Origin of the sequence: Paraburkholderia panacisoli (genome assembly GCF_008369935.1) — a bacterium.
Lineage (GTDB): Bacteria > Pseudomonadota > Gammaproteobacteria > Burkholderiales > Burkholderiaceae > Paraburkholderia > Paraburkholderia panacisoli.
Genome location: NZ_VTUZ01000014.1, coordinates 1 through 17,640, shown reverse-complemented (window position 1 = coordinate 17,640; position 17,640 = coordinate 1). Strand labels below are relative to the sequence as shown.

At 64.0% G+C, this 17,640-nt stretch carries 14 protein-coding genes; 8 read left to right on the top strand and 6 right to left on the bottom strand.

Annotated features, from left to right (window positions below; all coding sequences use genetic code 11):
• Positions 1–268 precede the first annotated feature (268 nt).
• Together clpS and clpA are read left to right on the top strand one after the other, a co-directional pair.
• Complete coding sequence (gene clpS / locus FVF58_RS21385; protein WP_006050100.1) at positions 269–583, top strand: ATP-dependent Clp protease adapter ClpS; 315 nt, start codon at positions 269–271, stop codon at positions 581–583.
• Positions 580–2,877, top strand: coding sequence for an ATP-dependent Clp protease ATP-binding subunit ClpA (gene clpA / locus FVF58_RS21380; RefSeq protein ID WP_149671846.1), 2,298 nt, complete (start codon positions 580–582; stop codon positions 2,875–2,877). Before clpS ends, clpA begins: the two co-directional genes overlap by 4 nt.
• A 147-nt stretch (positions 2,878–3,024) precedes the next feature.
• Here the strand turns inward: clpA and dut are convergent, their stop codons facing one another.
• From dut to FVF58_RS21350, 6 genes are all read right to left on the bottom strand, one after another.
• The gene (dut, locus tag FVF58_RS21375; RefSeq protein ID WP_149671845.1) at positions 3,025–3,471 is read right to left on the bottom strand and encodes a dUTP diphosphatase; all 447 of its coding nucleotides are present in this window, start codon (positions 3,469–3,471) and stop codon (positions 3,025–3,027) included.
• A 16-nt stretch (positions 3,472–3,487) separates the two neighbouring features.
• A complete protein-coding gene (locus tag FVF58_RS21370) occupies positions 3,488–4,504 on the bottom strand; it encodes an LLM class flavin-dependent oxidoreductase (RefSeq protein ID WP_149671844.1) in 1,017 nt (338 codons plus the stop codon).
• 71 nt (positions 4,505–4,575) lie between these two features.
• Complete coding sequence (gene coaBC, locus FVF58_RS21365) at positions 4,576–5,790, bottom strand: bifunctional phosphopantothenoylcysteine decarboxylase/phosphopantothenate--cysteine ligase CoaBC (RefSeq protein ID WP_149671843.1); 1,215 nt, start codon at positions 5,788–5,790, stop codon at positions 4,576–4,578.
• Between the two features lie 112 nt (positions 5,791–5,902).
• On the bottom strand, positions 5,903–6,421 hold the full coding sequence (lspA, locus tag FVF58_RS21360) for a signal peptidase II (protein WP_149671842.1): 519 nt from the start codon (positions 6,419–6,421) through the stop codon (positions 5,903–5,905).
• A complete protein-coding gene (ileS, locus tag FVF58_RS21355) occupies positions 6,421–9,258 on the bottom strand; it encodes an isoleucine--tRNA ligase (RefSeq protein ID WP_149671841.1) in 2,838 nt (945 codons plus the stop codon). Before ileS ends, lspA begins: the two co-directional genes overlap by 1 nt.
• A 167-nt stretch (positions 9,259–9,425) precedes the next feature.
• Positions 9,426–10,421 carry a bifunctional riboflavin kinase/FAD synthetase gene (locus tag FVF58_RS21350; RefSeq protein WP_149672009.1) on the bottom strand — a complete coding sequence of 332 codons (996 nt, stop codon included), beginning with the start codon at positions 10,419–10,421 and terminating at the stop codon, positions 9,426–9,428.
• 116 nt (positions 10,422–10,537) lie between these two features.
• Between FVF58_RS21350 and purN the strand changes: the two genes are divergently transcribed.
• The 6 genes from purN (at position 10,538) to nadC (ending at position 17,454) form a co-directional block, all read left to right on the top strand.
• Complete coding sequence (gene purN, locus FVF58_RS21345; RefSeq protein ID WP_149671840.1) at positions 10,538–11,191, top strand: phosphoribosylglycinamide formyltransferase; 654 nt, start codon at positions 10,538–10,540, stop codon at positions 11,189–11,191.
• The gene (locus FVF58_RS21340) at positions 11,188–12,447 is read left to right on the top strand and encodes an RsmB/NOP family class I SAM-dependent RNA methyltransferase (RefSeq protein ID WP_149671839.1); all 1,260 of its coding nucleotides are present in this window, start codon (positions 11,188–11,190) and stop codon (positions 12,445–12,447) included. Before purN ends, FVF58_RS21340 begins: the two co-directional genes overlap by 4 nt.
• 95 nt (positions 12,448–12,542) lie before the next feature.
• Complete coding sequence (locus FVF58_RS21335; protein WP_149672008.1) at positions 12,543–13,874, top strand: mechanosensitive ion channel family protein; 1,332 nt, start codon at positions 12,543–12,545, stop codon at positions 13,872–13,874.
• A gap of 202 nt (positions 13,875–14,076) precedes the next feature.
• Complete coding sequence (locus tag FVF58_RS21330) at positions 14,077–15,273, top strand: DesA family fatty acid desaturase (protein WP_149671838.1); 1,197 nt, start codon at positions 14,077–14,079, stop codon at positions 15,271–15,273.
• Positions 15,274–15,403: 130 nt separating this feature from the next.
• Complete coding sequence (gene nadA / locus FVF58_RS21325; protein ID WP_149671837.1) at positions 15,404–16,543, top strand: quinolinate synthase NadA; 1,140 nt, start codon at positions 15,404–15,406, stop codon at positions 16,541–16,543.
• Positions 16,543–17,454 (top strand): carboxylating nicotinate-nucleotide diphosphorylase, encoded by a 912-nt coding sequence (gene nadC, locus FVF58_RS21320; protein WP_149671836.1) that lies wholly within the window; start codon positions 16,543–16,545, stop codon positions 17,452–17,454. Before nadA ends, nadC begins: the two co-directional genes overlap by 1 nt.
• Positions 17,455–17,640: the final 186 nt, after the last annotated feature.

Sequence of the window (17,640 nt, the reverse complement as noted above, 5' to 3'; positions counted from 1 at the left end):
TCACATGCTGTGCTAACGGCCGCCCGCCTCAGCAAGGCCAATGCGAGCGCCATCAGCCAGCTCCGGCAGGTTGTGCGATACTCGATCCGACTGCGGTGCAACACGGCCGCGCTGCATCACTGGATAGGGGCCGGCTCCGCACTCGGCTCGTCGAATCGCGCATGCATGGCGGGTCAATACCCCTCAGGCGGCAGCGAACGGGCTCATCGGCCGGACGGCCGGGTTTTGACAGGATTGCGGGCCTGTCCTAGTTGTTTAGAATGGGTGTATGGCGATTATCCCGGACAAGCAGGACGGCACCGTATTGGAGCGGCAGGAGAAGAAACTCAAGCCGCCGTCCATGTACAAGGTGGTGCTGCTGAATGACGACTTCACGCCAATGGAATTTGTCGTGATGATCGTGCAGGAATATTTCAATAAAGATCGTGAAACCGCAACGCAGGTGATGTTGAAGGTGCATCGCGAGGGCAGGGGAGTTTGTGGGGTCTATACGCGGGACATCGCGTCGACCAAAGTCGAGCAAGTCGTTACCCACGCACGGCAGGCCGGGCATCCGCTGCAGTGTGTGATGGAGGAAGCATGATTGCCCAGGAACTGGAAGTCAGCCTGCACATGGCGTTCATGGAAGCACGCCAGGCGCGGCACGAGTTCATAACGGTCGAACATCTTTTGCTGGCACTGTTGGACAATCCGACAGCGGCTGAGGTGTTGCGTGCATGCGCGGCCAATATCGAGGATCTGCGCCAGAACCTGCGCAACTTCATTCATGACAACACGCCTACCGTGCCCGGCACGGATGACGTCGACACGCAGCCCACGCTGGGATTCCAGCGTGTGATCCAGCGCGCGATCATGCATGTGCAGTCCACCTCGAATGGCAAGAAGGAAGTGACCGGCGCGAATGTGCTGGTCGCGATCTTCGGCGAAAAGGATTCGCATGCGGTGTACTACCTGCAGCAGCAGGGGGTCACGCGTCTGGACGTGGTGAATTTCATCTCGCATGGCATCGCCAAGACGAGCAGCACGGACGCCGCGAAAGCAAGCGACGCGAATGCCGAGTCCGACGAAGCCGCCGCACAGAAGGAAACGCCGCTCGCCCAGTTCACGCAGAACCTGAACCAGATGGCGAAAGACGGCCGCATCGATCCGCTGATCGGGCGCGAGTCGGAAGTCGAGCGCGTGGTGCAGGTGCTATGCCGCCGCCGCAAGAACAATCCGCTGCTGGTCGGTGAGGCCGGCGTCGGCAAGACGGCAATCGCCGAAGGGCTCGCGTGGCGCATTACGCGCGGCGAAGTGCCGGACATTCTCGCGGATGCGCAGGTGTATTCGCTCGATATGGGCGCGCTGCTCGCCGGCACCAAGTATCGCGGCGACTTCGAACAACGCCTGAAGACGGTCCTCAAGGAATTGAAGGAACGTCCGCACGCGATCCTGTTCATCGACGAAATTCATACGCTGATCGGCGCGGGCGCCGCGTCGGGCGGAACGCTGGACGCGTCGAACCTGCTGAAGCCGGCGTTGTCGTCGGGCACGCTCAAGTGCATCGGCGCCACCACTTTCACCGAATATCGCGGCATCTTCGAAAAGGACGCGGCGCTGTCGCGTCGTTTCCAGAAGGTCGACGTGACCGAGCCGACCGTCGAGCAGACGGTGGCGATCCTGCGTGGCCTGAAGTCGCGTTTCGAAGAGCATCACGGCGTGAAGTATTCGTCGGGCGCGCTGTCGGCGGCGGCTGAGTTGTCGGCGCGCTTCATCACGGATCGTCATCTGCCGGACAAGGCGATCGATGTGATCGACGAAGCGGGCGCTGCGCAACGCATCCTGCCGAAGTCGAAGCAGAAGAAGACGATCGGCAAGAACGAGATCGAGGAAATCATCTCGAAGATCGCCCGTGTCCCGCCGCAGAGCGTGTCGCAAGACGATCGCAGCAAGCTGCAGACGCTCGATCGCGATCTGAAGAGCGTGGTGTTCGGGCAAGATCCGGCCATCGACGCGCTGTCGGCCTCGATCAAGATGGCGCGTGCGGGCCTCGGCAAGCTCGACAAGCCGATCGGCGCGTTCCTGTTCTCGGGTCCCACGGGCGTCGGCAAGACGGAAGTGGCGAAGCAGCTCGCGTTCACGCTGGGCATCGAGCTGATCCGCTTCGACATGTCGGAATACATGGAGCGTCATGCGGTCAGCCGGTTGATCGGCGCGCCGCCGGGCTATGTCGGTTTCGACCAGGGTGGTCTGCTGACCGAAGCCGTCACGAAGAAGCCGCATTGCGTGCTGCTGCTCGACGAAATCGAGAAGGCGCATCCGGACATCTACAACGTGCTGCTGCAGGTGATGGACCACGGCACGCTGACGGACAACAACGGCCGCAAGGCGGATTTCCGCAACGTCATCATCATCATGACGACGAATGCGGGCGCCGAGGCGATGGGCAAGTCGGTGATCGGCTTCACGAACCGCCGGGAAGCCGGCGACGAGATGGTCGACATCAAGCGCATGTTCACGCCTGAGTTCCGTAACCGTCTGGACGCAACGATCAGCTTCCGTTCGCTCGATGAAGAAATCATCATGCGTGTGGTCGACAAGTTCCTGATGCAGCTGGAAGATCAGCTGCACGAGAAGAAGGTCGATGCGCTCTTCACCGACGCTTTGCGCAAGCACCTCGCCAAACACGGTTTCGATCCGTTGATGGGTGCGCGGCCGATGCAGCGTCTGATCCAGGACACGATCCGTCGTGCGCTGGCCGACGAACTGCTGTTCGGCAAGCTGATGAACGGTGGCCGGGTATCGGTTGACGTGGATGCGGAAGACAAGGTGCAGTTGACCTTCGACGAGCATCCGGCGCCGCGCAATCCGAATCCGGAGGCGGTCGAAGTCGAGTAAGGCGTCGAATAAGCGCGAAGTTCGCGTTTAGTTTGATCCGAAAGCAGAACGGCGCGGGTTCAACCCCGCGCCGTTCTGCTTTTTGCGTTCTGGCTTTTGCACTTCGATTCGCCTCGGTCCGCGCCTGACGGACCGAGACGATTGCGATCAATGCTTGCCGGTGCTGCCGAAGCCGCCCGCGCCGCGTTCGCTTTCCGCGAAGTCGTCGACGATGTTGAACTTCGCTTGCATGACCGGCACGATCACCAGTTGCGCAAGACGCTCCATCGGATTCAGCACGAACGTCGTCTCGCCGCGATTCCATGTGGAGATCATCAGTTGGCCTTGATAATCCGAATCGATCAGGCCGACCAGATTGCCGAGCACGATCCCGTGCTTATGGCCCAATCCCGAACGAGGCAGAATGAGCGCTGCGTAGCCGGGGTCGGCGACGTGAATCGCGAGACCGGTCGGCACCAGCGCGGTTTCGCCGGGATTGAGCGTCAATGGTTCGTCGAGACAGGCGCGCAGGTCGAGACCCGCGCTGCCGGTGGTGGCGTAAGCCGGGAGTTGCTCGCGCATGCGCGCATCGAGAATCTTCAGGTCGAGTTTCATGCAGATTGAAGTGAGGTTAGGGCGTGGTGTTTGAGCCGAGCTGGAACGCATCGGCGAGGAGTTCATAGGAGCGCGTCCGCGCGCGATAGCTGCCCGCAACGGTGAGCACGATCAGCTCGTCGGCCTTGAACTGTTCCTGCAGCGCGTGCAGCCGTTCGGTGACGGACTCCGGCGTGCCGATGATGCTGCGCTGCTTTTCCCGGTCGACTACGAGCTGTTCACGCTCCCCGTACTGCTGCTCGATACCCTGTTCGATGGTCGGAATGGGTTCGTTCAGGCCATACGCCATTTGCACGCGGCGCAGGTCGACGGCTTTTTCGAGGTCGGCGGCTTCCTGCTCGGTATCCGCGCAGATCACGAAGACGGCGGCGGCGAGGTACGGTTGCGTCGTTTCCTGGCTGGGCTGGAAGCGCTCACGATAAGCGAGCGCAACTCGCGCGCCGAAATGCGGGTTGATGAAATGCGCGAACGAGAAGGGGATGCCGAGTTGCGCCGCGAGCAGCCCGCCGAACTCGCTCGAGCCGAGAATCCATAGTTTCGGACGCGTGTCGATCTGCGGCTGCAGCAGCACGCCTCGCGCGATATGGCCGTCAGGCAGCGCGCCATGCATCAGCCCGAGCAGATCGGCCACCTGCTGCGGAAAAATGTCGCCGCGATTGTATTCGCCGGCGGCGACCGCTTGCGCCGTGCGCATGTCGCCGCCTGGCGCGCGTCCCACGCCCAGATCGATTCGACCGGGGAACAGCGCCTCCAGCATCATGAATTGTTCGGCGAGTTTGAATGGGCTGTAGTACGGCAGCATCACGCCGCCGGAGCCGATGCGAATGCGTCGCGTCACGCTGCCGAGGCGCGCCAGCATCACCTCTGGGGCCGGATTAGCGACGCCGCGCAAGCCGTGATGCTCGGCGCACCAGTAGCGCGTGTAGCCGAGGTCGTCGGCGAGTTGCGCGAGGTCGACGGTGGAGGCGATCGCGTCGGCCACCGAGCACCCGGCGATCACGGGCGTTTGATCGAGCACGGAAAGTAGCGTCATGTCAGTCAGCCTCCAGATGATTCCATTCGTCCGAGCGACGCGCGGCGCCTACGTCGATGCGCCGGTCCGAGTTAGCGAATCAGGCTCGTGTCGGGCAGACGCTTCGCGATTTCCGCGATTAGCGCACGTGCGAGCGTCAGCTTGTCCGCGCGCGGCAGCTTCGTTGCGCCGCTGGCCTCGAACAGGATCACTTCGTTATCATCGAGACCGAAGGTGAGCGGGCCGAGATTGCCGATCAGCAGCGGCACGTTTTTGCGCACCCGCTTTTCTTCGCCATGCACTTCGAGGTTGCCGCTTTCCGCCGCGAAGCCCACCGCGAACGGCGGATGCGGCAGGTTCGCCACCGAGGCCAGAATGTCCGGATTCTCGACGAACCTGAAGCTCGGCAACGCCTGCTCGGCGGTCTTCTTGATCTTGTGCTCGCTCGCGTGATCGACGCGCCAGTCTGCCACCGCGGCGACGCCGATGAAGATATCGGCGTCGGCGACCGAGCGCATCACTGCATCATGCATCTGCTGCGCGGTTTGCACGTCCTCGCGGAACACGCCCCACGGCGTTTCCAGCGCGACGGGGCCCGCCACCAGGTGTACTTCGGCGCCAGCCTGTTGCGCGGCGCGGGCCAGCGCGAAACCCATCTTGCCGCTCGAGCGGTTGGTGATGCCGCGCACCGGGTCGAGCGGTTCGAAGGTCGGCCCGGCGGTCAACAGCACGCGCCGGCCGGACAGAATCTTGGGCGAGAAAAACGACGCGATCGCTTCATACGTGGCCGCGGCTTCGAGCATGCGTCCGTCGCCGATTTCACCGCATGCCTGCGGCCCCGAGTCAGGGCCCAGCACGTCGATGCCGTCCGCGCGCAGTTGCGCGACATTGCGCTGCGTCGCCGGGTTCTGCCACATTTGCCGGTTCATCGCCGGGACCACCAACAGCGGACAATCGCGCGCGACGCACAGCGTCGACAGCAGGTCGTCGGCCATGCCGTGCGCGAGCTTGGCGAGGAAGTCGGTGGACGCGGGTGCGATGACGATCGCGTCCGCTTCGCGCGACAGATCGATGTGCGCCATGTTGTTCGGCACCCGCCCGTCCCACTGGCTAGTGTAGACCGGACGGCCCGAGAGCGCCTGCATTGTGACGGGCGTGATGAACTGGGTGGCCGCATCGGTCATGACGACCTGCACGGTCGCGCCGGCCTTGGTCAGCAGACGCGTGAGTTCGGCGATCTTGTAGCAGGCGATCCCGCCCGTCATGCCGAGGACGAGGTGTTTTCCTGCGAGTTCTGCGGTTGCCAACGAAAGCCTCCGACTAAGCGTGGTGGCGGGCGGCACGGCGGGCGTTGCACCCCCGCCGCCGCGTCTTTCAAACCGGACGCAAGCGCGGACCTGAGCGCCTGCCTGAGCCGCGTCAGCGCGAGCCGCGCACGCGCCGCAGCTCGTCGAGCACGAGCAGGATCGCGCCGATCGTGATGGCGCTGTCCGCGAGATTGAATGCCGGCCAGTGCCACGTGCGCACGTGGAAGTCGAGGAAGTCGATCACGTGCCCATACGCGAGCCGGTCGATCACATTGCCGAGCGCGCCGCCCAGGATCAGCGAAAGCGCCGTGCAGAACATCTTCTGCCCGCTATGGCGCCTGAGCAGATAGCAGATCACCAGTGCGGCCACCACGCCGAGCGCGGTGAACGCCCAACGTTGCCATCCGCCCGCCATCGCGAGGAAGCTGAACGCTGCGCCACGGTTGTACACGAGCACCAGGTTGAAAAACGGCGTGACCTCATGCGCGACGCCGTAGGCGAACACCTTCTGCACCGCGATTTTCGTCAACTGGTCGAACAGGATGACGATCAGCGCGATGCCCAGCCAAGGTGCCAGCGAACTGCTGCCGGCGGACGTCTTCACCGAGGTTTTCGACATGGTTCTCGCCATTATGCCGCGCTCCTCGTTTCACCGTTGCCGAACAGGTTGCTGAAGCAGCGGCCGCACAGCGTGGGGTGCTCCGCGTTCGCGCCGACGTCCGCGCGATAGTGCCAGCAGCGTTCGCACTTCAGGTACTTCGAGGTGATGACTTCGACGCCTTCGTCCGCTTCGCTATCGACCTTCACGACGTTCGCTGCCGACGTGATCAGCACGAACTTCAGGTCGTCGCCGAGGCTCGCGAGCGCGTCGTAGCGCGCACCGCTCGCGCGGATTTCAACTTCCGCCTGCAACGACGAGCCGATCAGGTTCGCGACGCGCGCTTCTTCCAGCGCCTTCGTCACGTCGCCGCGCGCGGCGCGTAGCAGCGTCCATTTGTCGAGCAGCGCGCCGGCCTCCGGCACGGCCGGGAACGCGTGATACGTCTCGGTGAAGATGGTTTCGCTGTCCGGCTCGAACACCTTCCACGCTTCTTCCGCGGTGAACGACAGGAACGGCGCCATCACGCGCAGCAGGCCGTGCGCGATGTGATACAGCGCGGTCTGTGCGCAACGGCGCGCGACGGAGTCGGCCGCGGTGGTGTACAGGCGGTCCTTCAGTACGTCCAGATAGAACCCGCCCAAGTCTTCCGAGCAGAACGTCTGCAGTTTGGCGACCACCGGGTGGAACTCGTACTTCTCGTAATGCGACAGGATGTCGTTTTGCAGATTCGCCGCCAGCGCCACCGCGTAGCGGTCGATCTCCAGCCAGTCTTCCACCGGACGAGCGTGTTGCGCGAAGTCGAAGTCCGACAGATTTGCGAGCAGGAAGCGAAGCGTGTTGCGAATACGGCGATAGCCTTCAGTGACGCGCTTGAGGATTTCCTCGGAGATCGCCAGCTCGCCCGAGTAGTCGGTCGACGCGATCCACAGGCGGATGATTTCCGCGCCGAGGCGGTTCGCCACTTCGTGCGGATCGATGCCGTTGCCGAGCGACTTGCTCATCTTGCGGCCTTCGCCGTCGACGGTGAAGCCGTGCGTGAGCAGTGCGTTGTACGGCGGGCGGCCGTCGAGCATCGACGCGGTCAGCAGCGACGAGTGGAACCAGCCGCGGTGCTGGTCCGAGCCTTCCAGATACAGGTCGGCCGGGAATTGCAGTTCGTCCTTGTGCGAGCCGCGCAGCACATGCCAGTGCGTGGTGCCCGAATCGAACCACACGTCGAGTGTGTCGCGGTTTTTCTCGTACATGTTGGCGTCGTCGCCGATCAGCTCGCGCGGGTCGAGCGTTTGCCACGCTTCGATGCCGGCCTGCTCGACGCGTTGCGCGACCTGTTCGAGCAATTCCAGCGTGCGCGGATGCAGCTCGCCGGTTTCCTTGTGCACGAAGAACGCCATCGGCACGCCCCATTGGCGCTGGCGCGACAGCGTCCAGTCCGGGCGGTTGGCGATCATGCTGAACAGACGCTGCTTGCCCCACGCCGGATAGAACGCGGTGTTTTCGATGCCTTCGAGCGCGGTCTCGCGCAGGGTCTTGTCGGTGTCGTTCGGCTTCACGTCCATGCCGGCGAACCATTGGGAAGTCGCGCGGTAGATGATCGGCGTCTTGTGGCGCCAGCAGTGCATGTAGCTGTGCGTGTACTTCTCGGTGCGCAGCAGCGAACCGGCGCCTTGGAGCGCCTCGACGATCTGCGGATTGGCCGCCCAGATCGACAGTCCGCCGAACAGCGCGAGCGATTCGATGTAGCGGCCGTCGCCCATCACCGGATTGATGATGTCCGAGTCGGCCATGCCATGCGCCTTGCACGACGCGAAGTCTTCCACGCCGTAGGCCGGCGACGAGTGCACGACGCCGGTACCGGTTTCAGTCGTCACGTAGTCGCCGAGGTAGACCGGCGCGGTGCGCTTGTAGGCCGGGTGCGCGGACGCGAGCGGGTGGTTGAAGCGCAGGTTGACGAGCTTCTCGCCCGGCGTGGTGGCGACGATCGTGCCTTCCAGCCCGTATTGCTTCAGGCACGCTTCGACGCGCTCCTGCGCGAGGATCAGCAGGCCGCGCGGCGTGTCGACCAGCGCATAGATGATTTCCGGATGCAGGTTCAGCGCCTGGTTGGCAGGGATGGTCCACGGCGTGGTGGTCCAGATCACGATGCCGCCTTCGTTGCGCGGCAGCGCATTCAGCCCGAACGCCTGCGCGGTCTTCTCCGGTTCGGCGAAGCCGAACAGCACGTCGATGGTCGGGTCGGTCTTGTCCTTGTACTCGACTTCCGCCTCAGCGAGCGCCGAGCCGCAGTCGAAACACCAGTTGACCGGCTTCAGGCCGCGGAACACGTAGCCCTTTTCCATGATCTTCGCGAGCGCGCGGATTTCGCCGGCTTCGTTCGTGAAGTTCATCGTCTTGTACGGGTTGTCCCACTCGCCGAGCACGCCCAGACGGCGGAAGCCGACCTTCTGCTTCTCGATCTGTTCGGTCGCGTAGGCGCGCGCCTTCTGCATCACTTCGGCCGCCGGCAGCGACTTGCCGAACTGCTTTTCGATCTGGATTTCGATCGGCATGCCGTGGCAGTCCCAGCCCGGCACGTAGACCGCGTCGAAGCCCGCCAGATTGCGCGCCTTGACGATCATGTCCTTGAGAATCTTGTTGACCGCGTGGCCGAGGTGGATGTCGCCGTTCGCATACGGCGGGCCGTCGTGCAGGATGAACTTTTTACGGCCACGGCTGGCGGCGCGGATCTTCTCGTAGACCTTGCGTTCCTGCCAGTCCTTGACCCATTGCGGCTCGCGCTTGGGCAGGTCGCCGCGCATCGGGAACGGCGTGTCGAGCAGGTTCACCGGGTAGCGTGACTGCGGTTTCGAATCGGCTTTCTTGTTGCTCATGATGTGGTCGCGGTGAATTCGTTCTATGCGCAGCGGGGCGCGGGTTGCGCGCGATGCGCGAGGGCGTTGTTGGGCGCGCCCGGCAGGCATGTCGTGATCCACGGCCGCCTTTCGATGCGCGCAGCGACGGTACGCGTGGCGCCAGGCGCCCGCCCGTACCGCGGCGGCTATCTAATTCGGTCGGTGGCCGAGGTGGCGAAACCGGTGGAACGGCTGCCCGGCGTGCCGGCGCCGACGGCCGCGAACCACGCGCGCGCATTGGCGACGTCGCGTGCAATGGCGGCGGTCAGCGTTTCGAGGTCGACGTACTTCTCCTCGTCGCGCAGCTTCTTCAGAAATTCGACGCGCACGAGTTTGCCATACGCGTCGCCGTGCCAGTCGAGCAGGTGCACTTCGAGCAGCACGCGGCCGGAGTCGTCGACGGTGGGGCGCAGGCCGAGGCTCGCGACCCCCGGCAGCGGGTGCTCCGCCACGCCGTGCACCTGCACGACGAAGATGCCGGCGAGCGCCGGACGCTTGTGCGCGATCGGCAGATTGAGCGTGGGGAAACCGAGATCGCGGCCGAGCTTCATGCCGTGCACGACATGGCCGCTGATCACATACGGGCGGCCGAGCGCGGCGCGCGCCGCGTCGAGGTCGCCCCCCACCAGCGCGGCGCGCACGCCCGAGCTGGAAATGCGCGCGCCCGACGGATCGGCGACCGTAGCCATCTGCTCGACTTCGAACCCGTACTCCTCGCCCTTGGTCTTCAGCGACGCAAAGTCGCCCGCGCGTTTCGCGCCGTAGCGGAAGTCGTCGCCGATCATCACCCAGCGCGTATGCAACCCGTTCACGATGATCCGCTCGACGAACGCGTCCGGCGACTGGCTCGCGAACGTGTGATTGAAGTGCTCCACCACCACCCGGTCGACGCCGTTGGTGCGAAGCGCCTCCAGCTTGTCGCGCAGCATCGCGATGCGCGGCGGCGCGCCGGCCGGATTGAAGAATTCGCGGGGGTGCGGCTCGAAGGTCATCACGCAGACGGGCAGTCCGCGCGCATCGGCAGCCGCGCGCACATGGGCGAGCAAAGCCTGATGGCCGCGGTGGACACCGTCGAAGTTGCCGATGGTCAGTGCGCAGGGCGCACGGCTTTCGGCATTGGGAAGACCGCGGAAGACTCTCACGATAGCGGGTTGCAGTAGGGCGGCCGGGATGCCGCAAAACAAACGATTATAAACGCTCGGCGCAATGGACGGCGGCGCGTCGCGGTTTGGGTGTTGCCGAATGATAAAATCCGCCCATGAAAAAACTCGTCATCCTGATTTCGGGGCGGGGAAGCAACATGGAAGCCATTGTCCGGGCCTGTTCGGACGAAGGCTGGCCGGCGCAAGTCGCCGCCGTGATTGCCAACCGTCCTGACGCCGCGGGCCTTGCGTTCGCGGCGTCGCATGGCATTGCCACGGCGGTGGTCGACCACCGCCAGTTTCCCGACCGCGACAGCTTCGACGCCGCGCTCGCGCAGGAAATCGACGGCTTCGCGCCGGACCTCGTGGTGCTCGCCGGCTTCATGCGAGTGCTCACGGACGGCTTCGTCGACCGTTACGCCGGGCGCATGCTGAACGTGCATCCGTCGCTGTTGCCGAGCTTTCCGGGTCTCAAAACCCACCAGCAGGCGCTCGACGCGGGCGTGCGGCTGCACGGCGCGTCGGTGCATTTTGTCACGTCGCAGCTGGATCACGGGCCGATCGTCGTGCAGGCGGCCGTCCCCGTCGAAACGGGCGACACCCCCGCCACGCTCGCCGAACGCGTGCTGGCAACCGAACACATCATTTATCCACGCGCGGTACGCTGGTTCGTCGAAGGGCGTCTTGCGCTCGACGGCCTGCGTGTCACGCTTACGCCGCCAGAGCCGCAATGGCTCTTTGCCGGTCACACCGCCGGAGAGGGCGCATGAGATTGCATGGTTTTCTGATTGGACAAACCGAGACTTTGCTGGCTGAAGTCCTGAGGCTCAACGGCCCCGCCGACGCCACCACCAGCCGGTTCTTCCGCGCGCATCCGAAGCTCGGCCATGGCGAGCGCGGTGTAATCGCCGAGGCGGTCTTCGCGGTGCTGCGCCGCCGGATGGAATTCGCCCACCTCGCGGAAAGCGGCGCGGGCAGCCCGGCGCGGCGCATGGCCTTGCTGGGCCTGATGCAGACGGCCGGGCGCTCGGCGCTCAAGCCGTTCGTGTCGGACGCGGAGTCGAAGTGGCTTGAGCACGTCGCGATGATCGACCCGGAAAGCCTGCCGCTGCGGATTCGCCTGAATCTGCCCGACTGGATCTATCAGGCGCTGAGCAAGCGTTTCGAGGCCGCGGAACTGGCGCAACTGGCCGCCGCGCTGAACTACCCGGCGCCGCTGGATCTGCGCGCGAATCCGATCAAGGCGAGCCGCGACGACGTGCTGAACGCGCTGTCGAAGGCCGGCATCGAGGCCGGCGCGACACCGTTCGCGCCGTTCGGCGTGCGCGTGGTCGGCAAGCCGCCGCTCACCAAGCTCGACGCGTTCCAGCACGGTTGGCTCGAAGTGCAGGACGAGGGCAGCCAGTTGCTGTGCTCGCTGGTCGCGCCCAAGCGCGGCGAGATGATCGTCGACTTCTGCGCGGGCGCGGGCGGCAAGACGCTGGCGCTGGGCGCGGCGATGCGCTCCACCGGGCGTCTGTACGCGTTCGACATCTCCGAGCGGCGTCTGGCCAAGCTCAAGCCGCGCCTCGCGCGCAGCGGGCTGTCGAACGTGAATCCGGTGTTGATCGACAGCGAGCATGACGCGAAGATCAAGCGCCTCGCCGGCAAGATCGACCGCGTGCTGGTCGACGCGCCGTGCAGCGGCTTGGGCACGCTGCGCCGCAATCCCGATCTGAAGTGGCGCCAGTCGCCGGAATCGGTCGCCGAGCTGGCGCCGAAGCAGGCGTCGATTCTGGCGAGCTCGGCACGTCTGGTGAAGAAGGGCGGCCGGCTCGTCTACGCCACCTGCTCGATTCTCGAAGCCGAAAACGAAGCGGTGGTGCAGCAGTTCCTCGCCAATCATCCGGATTTCGCGCTGGTGCCCGCACGCGACGTGCTGGCCGAGCAGCGCATCGATCTGGAGATGGGCGACTACCTGTCGCTGTGGCCGCACCGTCACGCGACCGACGGCTTCTTCGCCGCCGTGCTGGAACGCCAGAGCTAAGCGCAACGGACTTCGGCCGGCGCGCGCCGGTTCGTTGACGAACCGGGCGTGCCGGCGGTTCTGGTGACATCTTGGAAACTCGCATTTTCTCTCACATGTTCGGCGACCTCGCGCGCGACTTCGGCCAGCCCGTGATGCTATGGCAGGCCGGCATCCTGCTCGCGGCGCTCGCCATTGCGTGGCTGCTCGCGCGTCTGTTGCGCCGCACGCAGGAACAGCGCAGGCGGTCGCGCTATCAGACCCTGCAGTTCGGGGCGGAAAGCCTGAACCGCGCGGCCTTCCCGCTGATTGGGGCGGCGCTGGTGTGGCTCGCCCGGGCGATCACCGGCCAGTTCATGCATACCTCGCTGCTCGATCTGGCGCTGGTGCCGCTGTTCGGCATCGGCTTGATCTACATCGTGTTTTTCTTCGCGCGTCGGGTTTTCAGCCGGGACGGCCAGATCCATCCGTGGCTGTTCCTCGTCGAAAAGGTCGTCTCGGCGGTCGTCTGGCTCGGCATGGTGCTCACCGTGATGGGCATTCAGGACGACGTGATCGCGTGGATGGGCAGCGTCCATTTCCGGATCGCCAATGCGCATATGACGCTGCTCTCGCTCATCACGGGGCTGCTGTGGGTGGGCGTCACGATGATCGTCGCGATGTGGCCCGGCTCCGCGTTCGAAGACCGCCTGATGCGCTCGAAAACGCTCGACGCGAACCTGAAAGTGGTGGTGGCGCGGGTCGGGCGGGCGGCCTTCGTGCTGGCGGCAGTGCTGATCAGCCTGTCGCTGGTCGGCATCGACATCACGGTGCTGGGCGTGTTCGGCGGCGCGCTGGGCGTGGGGCTGGGCTTCGGCATGCAGAAGATCGCCAGCAACTACGTGTCGGGATTCATCATCCTGCTCGACCGGTCGCTGCGTATCGGTGACACGATCAACGTGAGCGGCCTGCAAGGCATGGTCACGCAGATCCGCACCCGCTATACGGTGGTGCGTGGGCTGGACGGCATCGAGACACTGATTCCGAACGAAAAGCTGATTACGGACGTGGTGCAGAACCAGTCGTCGTATTTGACGCGCGGCTATGCGAAGGTGGCCGTGCAGGTCGCGTACGCGTCCGACGTCGAGCAGGCGATGGGCTTGCTGGCCCGCGCCGCCGAGGGCGTGCCACGCGTGTTGCGGGAGCCGGCACCGACGCCTTATCTGGCGAGCTTCGGCCCGGACGGCATCAACCTCGAACTGGGCTTCTGGATCGAGGACGCGGCAACCGGGACCTCGGGCGTGCGCTCGACCGTGAACCGTAATATCTGGCGTCTGTTCTCCGAACACGGCATCTCGATTCCGTTCGCGCAACGCGAAGTGCGAATCGTCGGTAACGCGGTCGACGCGATGCTGACACCGGTAACAATGACCGCTCCGGCGGCCAATCAGGCGCACAGCACCTGCTGACGGAGCCTAACGAGCCTGCCGGCAAGCTTATATTTGGCGCCGGCAGGCTTGATCACTTGATACCGCACAAAAAATCCCTATTTGTTACAAACACTTGGAACGCTTCAAGTAGAATATCGTCCAATCCCGCTGTATGCTTTCACTTTCTTGACACGCGCCTTTTGCGTGTGTCTCGTATCTCTTGTTCCACAGGTAAATTGCCTTGTTGAATTCCTTGCTTGATTTCCTTGCCCACGGCCTGTTGCACTTCTCGTGGTGGCAACTCGTCGTGTACACGCTGGTCGCGACGCACATCACGATTATCGGGGTGACGGTCTATCTGCACCGCTGCCAGGCGCACCGCGCGCTGGAGTTGCACCCGATCGCCAGTCATTTTTTCCGCTTCTGGCTGTGGATGACCACCGGCATGCTGACCGGCCAGTGGGCCGCGATTCACCGTAAGCACCACGCCAAGTGCGAAACCGAAGAAGATCCGCACAGCCCGCAAACGCGCGGCATCTGGAAGGTGCTGCTCGAAGGCGCGGAACTGTATCGCACCGAAGCGAAGAACGAAGAAACGATGCGCAAATTCAGTCACGGCACGCCGAACGACTGGATGGAACGCAACGTGTACACCAAGTACCCGATTCTCGGCGTGAGCCTGATGATGGTGCTGAACGTCGCGCTGTTTGGCGTGGTCGGTCTGACGATCTGGGCCGTGCAGATGGTGTGGATTCCGTTCTGGGCCGCTGGTGTGGTCAACGGCCTCGCGCACTTCTGGGGTTATCGCAACTTCAATTCGTCGGATGCGAGCACCAACATTTTCCCGTGGGGCATCATCATCGGCGGTGAAGAGCTGCATAACAATCACCACACGTATGCGACGTCGGCCAAGCTGTCGAACAAGTGGTACGAGTTCGACATCGGCTGGATGTACATCCGCATCATGTCGGCATTCCGTCTGGCGAAGGTGAAGAAGGTCGCGCCTACGCCGCGTCTGACCACCGGCAAGCTGGTGCTCGATCAGGACACGCTGCAAGCCGTGCTGGCAAACCGCTACGAAGTGATGGCCCGCTACGGTAAGGCGCTCAAGCGCGCGTATCGTCAGGAACTGGCGCATGTGAAGGAAGTCGGCGCGCGCGAGAAGTATCAGGTCATGCGCGGTGCCCGCAGCTGGTTCCATAAGGAAGAAGCGGGGCTGGACGAGCCCCAGAAGCGTCTGTTGCCGCAGATTTTCGCGAACAGCCAGAAGCTCAAGACCTACATCGACATGCGCAATGAACTCGCGGCAATGTGGGAGCGCTCCAATGCGTCGCGCGACCAGTTGCTGATCCAGTTGCAGGACTGGTGTCATCGCGCTGAGCAGAGCGGTATCAAAGCGTTGCAAGACTTTGCGATGCGACTGCGCCGTTATGCTTGATCGCGAAATCTATTAAAATTTCGTTACGTCACAAAACCCCGCGTTGGCGGGGTTTTGCTTTTTGGGCCGCGGAAATTGCAACGACACGAGATTGACGGTCGGCGGCGGCAGAGCGAAGGCAGAGGAGATCATGGATCAGCAGGCGATCAGGACGGTCGAATATGACCGGCCGCTAGCGCAGGGCACGACCTGCGGGATCGGGCAGGCTTGGGCGAAGGTGCCCGAGATGCCGTCGGCGGCAGAGAAGGTAGCGCTCAAGGCGCGCATCCGTGCATTGCTTGAGCGCGAAAAGGCTGTGCTCGTCGCGCACTATTATGTCGACGCAGAATTGCAGGAGCTTGCCGATGAGACCGGCGGCTGCGTGGCCGATTCGCTCGAGATGGCGCGCTTCGGACGCGATCACGCGGCGCAAACGCTCGTGGTGGCAGGTGTGCGCTTCATGGGCGAGACTGCGAAAATCCTCAGTCCGGACAAGCGCATTCTGATGCCGGACCTCGACGCGACCTGTTCGCTCGACCTTGGCTGCCCAGTGGACGAATTTTCCGCGTTCTGTGACGCGCATCCGGATCGCACGGTGGTCGTGTATGCGAACACCAGCGCGGCGGTCAAGGCGCGCGCGGACTGGATGGTGACTTCATCGATCGGGCTGGAAATCGTCGCCGATCTGCACGCGCGCGGCGAAAAGATCATCTGGGCGCCGGACCGGCATCTCGGCAGCTACATCCAGGACAAGACCGGCGCGGACATGTTGCTCTGGCAGGGCTCGTGTCTCGTGCACGATGAATTCAAGGGCATCGAACTCGATCTGCTGCGTGCCGAATATCCGGGCGCCAAAGTGCTCGTGCATCCGGAATCGCCGGCTAACGTGGTCGCGCAAGCCGATGTGGTGGGTTCGACCACTCAACTCATCGACGCCGCGCAAAAACTCGACGCCACGCATTTCATCGTCGCGACCGACCTCGGCATTCTGCACAAGATGCAACTCGCCGCACCGGGCAAGACACTGATCGCCGCGCCGACGGCCGGCAACAGCGCGACCTGCAAGAGTTGCGCGCATTGCCCGTGGATGGCGATGAACGGCCTCGCGAATCTGGCGGACGTGCTCGAGCGCGGCCACAACGAAATTTTCGTCGATCGAGCGATCGGCGAGCGGGCGCGTCTGCCGATCGACCGCATGCTCGATTTTGCCGCGCGTCACAAGAAGCGCGTGCAGGCAAGCGGCGATCTTGCGCGCGACGCACAACTGTATTCGAACGTGGGGGCAGCGTAATGGCGGCCGTTCAGGAAGCGGTGGCGCGCAATCGGACCGAGGCGGTGTCCCCGCTGTTCGCTGAGATTCACGCGCAGTACGGCGCGGCTTTCGATGCTGCGCTGGCGCGCAATGTCGCCGACGCGCTGGCCGAAGATATCGGCACGGGCGATCAGACCGGCCGCCTTGTTCCCGCCGACGACGTGCGCAATGCACGCATCATCGTTCGTGAGGACGCGGTGCTATGCGGCGTGCCGTGGTTCAACGCGGTGATGCGCGAGGTCGATTCGCGTATCGATGTGCAATGGCTCTACCGCGAAGGTGACCGGATGGCCGCGGATACGCCGGTGTGCGAACTGCGCGGCCCGGCTCGCGCGTTGCTGACCGCGGAGCGCAATGCGCTGAACTTCCTGCAGCTCCTGTCGGGCGTGGCGAGCGCAACGCGCCGCTATGTCGACGCGATCGCTCACACGCACACGCGCATTCTCGACACGCGCAAGACTTTGCCGGGTTTGCGGCTCGCGCAGAAGTACGCGGTGCGCGTGGGCGGCGGGGCGAATCAGCGGCTCGCGTTGTACGACGGCATTCTCATCAAGGAAAACCACATCGCCGCCGCAGGCGGTGTGGGTGCGGCGATGGACGCGGCGCTCGCATTGAATGCGGGCGTCTCGATCCAGATCGAAGTCGAGACGCTCGAGCAATTGGAGACCGCGCTGGCGCATCGCGCGCAATCCATTCTGCTGGACAATTTCTCATTCGACGCGATGCGCGACGCGGTCCGCATCACAGCGGGGCGGGCGGTGCTGGAGGTGTCCGGCGGCGTGAACTTCGAGACCGTGCGGACGATCGCGGAGACGGGCGTCGATCGCGTGTCGATCGGGGCGCTGACCAAAGACGTACGCGCAACGGATTACTCGATGCGGATCGTGTGATACTCGCGCGTTAGCGCATGCACTTGTTGAGAAAAGCCATCGCCGGAGGAATCCGGCGATGGCTTTTTCGTGTGCGCCCAGCATGGGCGCACTCTTGTGGGTGCAAGTCCCGCCGCGAGTTGATCACAGCGAGCGAAGCGAAGCGCAACTGCACGAGGGTGACCGAGTGTGGGGAGGAAGCGTGGA

What these genes read in the sequence shown, in the direction of transcription:
- FVF58_RS21370 (WP_149671844.1), bottom strand. Translation starts at nt 4,504, where the DNA reads ATGACGCTACTTTCCGTGCTCGATCAAACGCCCGTGATCGCCGGGTGC.
- FVF58_RS21335 (WP_149672008.1), top strand. Translation starts at nt 12,543, where the DNA reads ATGTTCGGCGACCTCGCGCGCGACTTCGGCCAGCCCGTGATGCTATGG.
- ileS (WP_149671841.1), bottom strand. Translation starts at nt 9,258, where the DNA reads ATGAGCAACAAGAAAGCCGATTCGAAACCGCAGTCACGCTACCCGGTG.
- clpA (WP_149671846.1), top strand. Translation starts at nt 580, where the DNA reads ATGATTGCCCAGGAACTGGAAGTCAGCCTGCACATGGCGTTCATGGAA.
- nadC (WP_149671836.1), top strand. Translation starts at nt 16,543, where the DNA reads ATGGCGGCCGTTCAGGAAGCGGTGGCGCGCAATCGGACCGAGGCGGTG.
- purN (WP_149671840.1), top strand. Translation starts at nt 10,538, where the DNA reads ATGAAAAAACTCGTCATCCTGATTTCGGGGCGGGGAAGCAACATGGAA.
- FVF58_RS21340 (WP_149671839.1), top strand. Translation starts at nt 11,188, where the DNA reads ATGAGATTGCATGGTTTTCTGATTGGACAAACCGAGACTTTGCTGGCT.
- lspA (WP_149671842.1), bottom strand. Translation starts at nt 6,421, where the DNA reads ATGGCGAGAACCATGTCGAAAACCTCGGTGAAGACGTCCGCCGGCAGC.
- nadA (WP_149671837.1), top strand. Translation starts at nt 15,404, where the DNA reads ATGGATCAGCAGGCGATCAGGACGGTCGAATATGACCGGCCGCTAGCG.
- dut (WP_149671845.1), bottom strand. Translation starts at nt 3,471, where the DNA reads ATGAAACTCGACCTGAAGATTCTCGATGCGCGCATGCGCGAGCAACTC.
- clpS (WP_006050100.1), top strand. Translation starts at nt 269, where the DNA reads ATGGCGATTATCCCGGACAAGCAGGACGGCACCGTATTGGAGCGGCAG.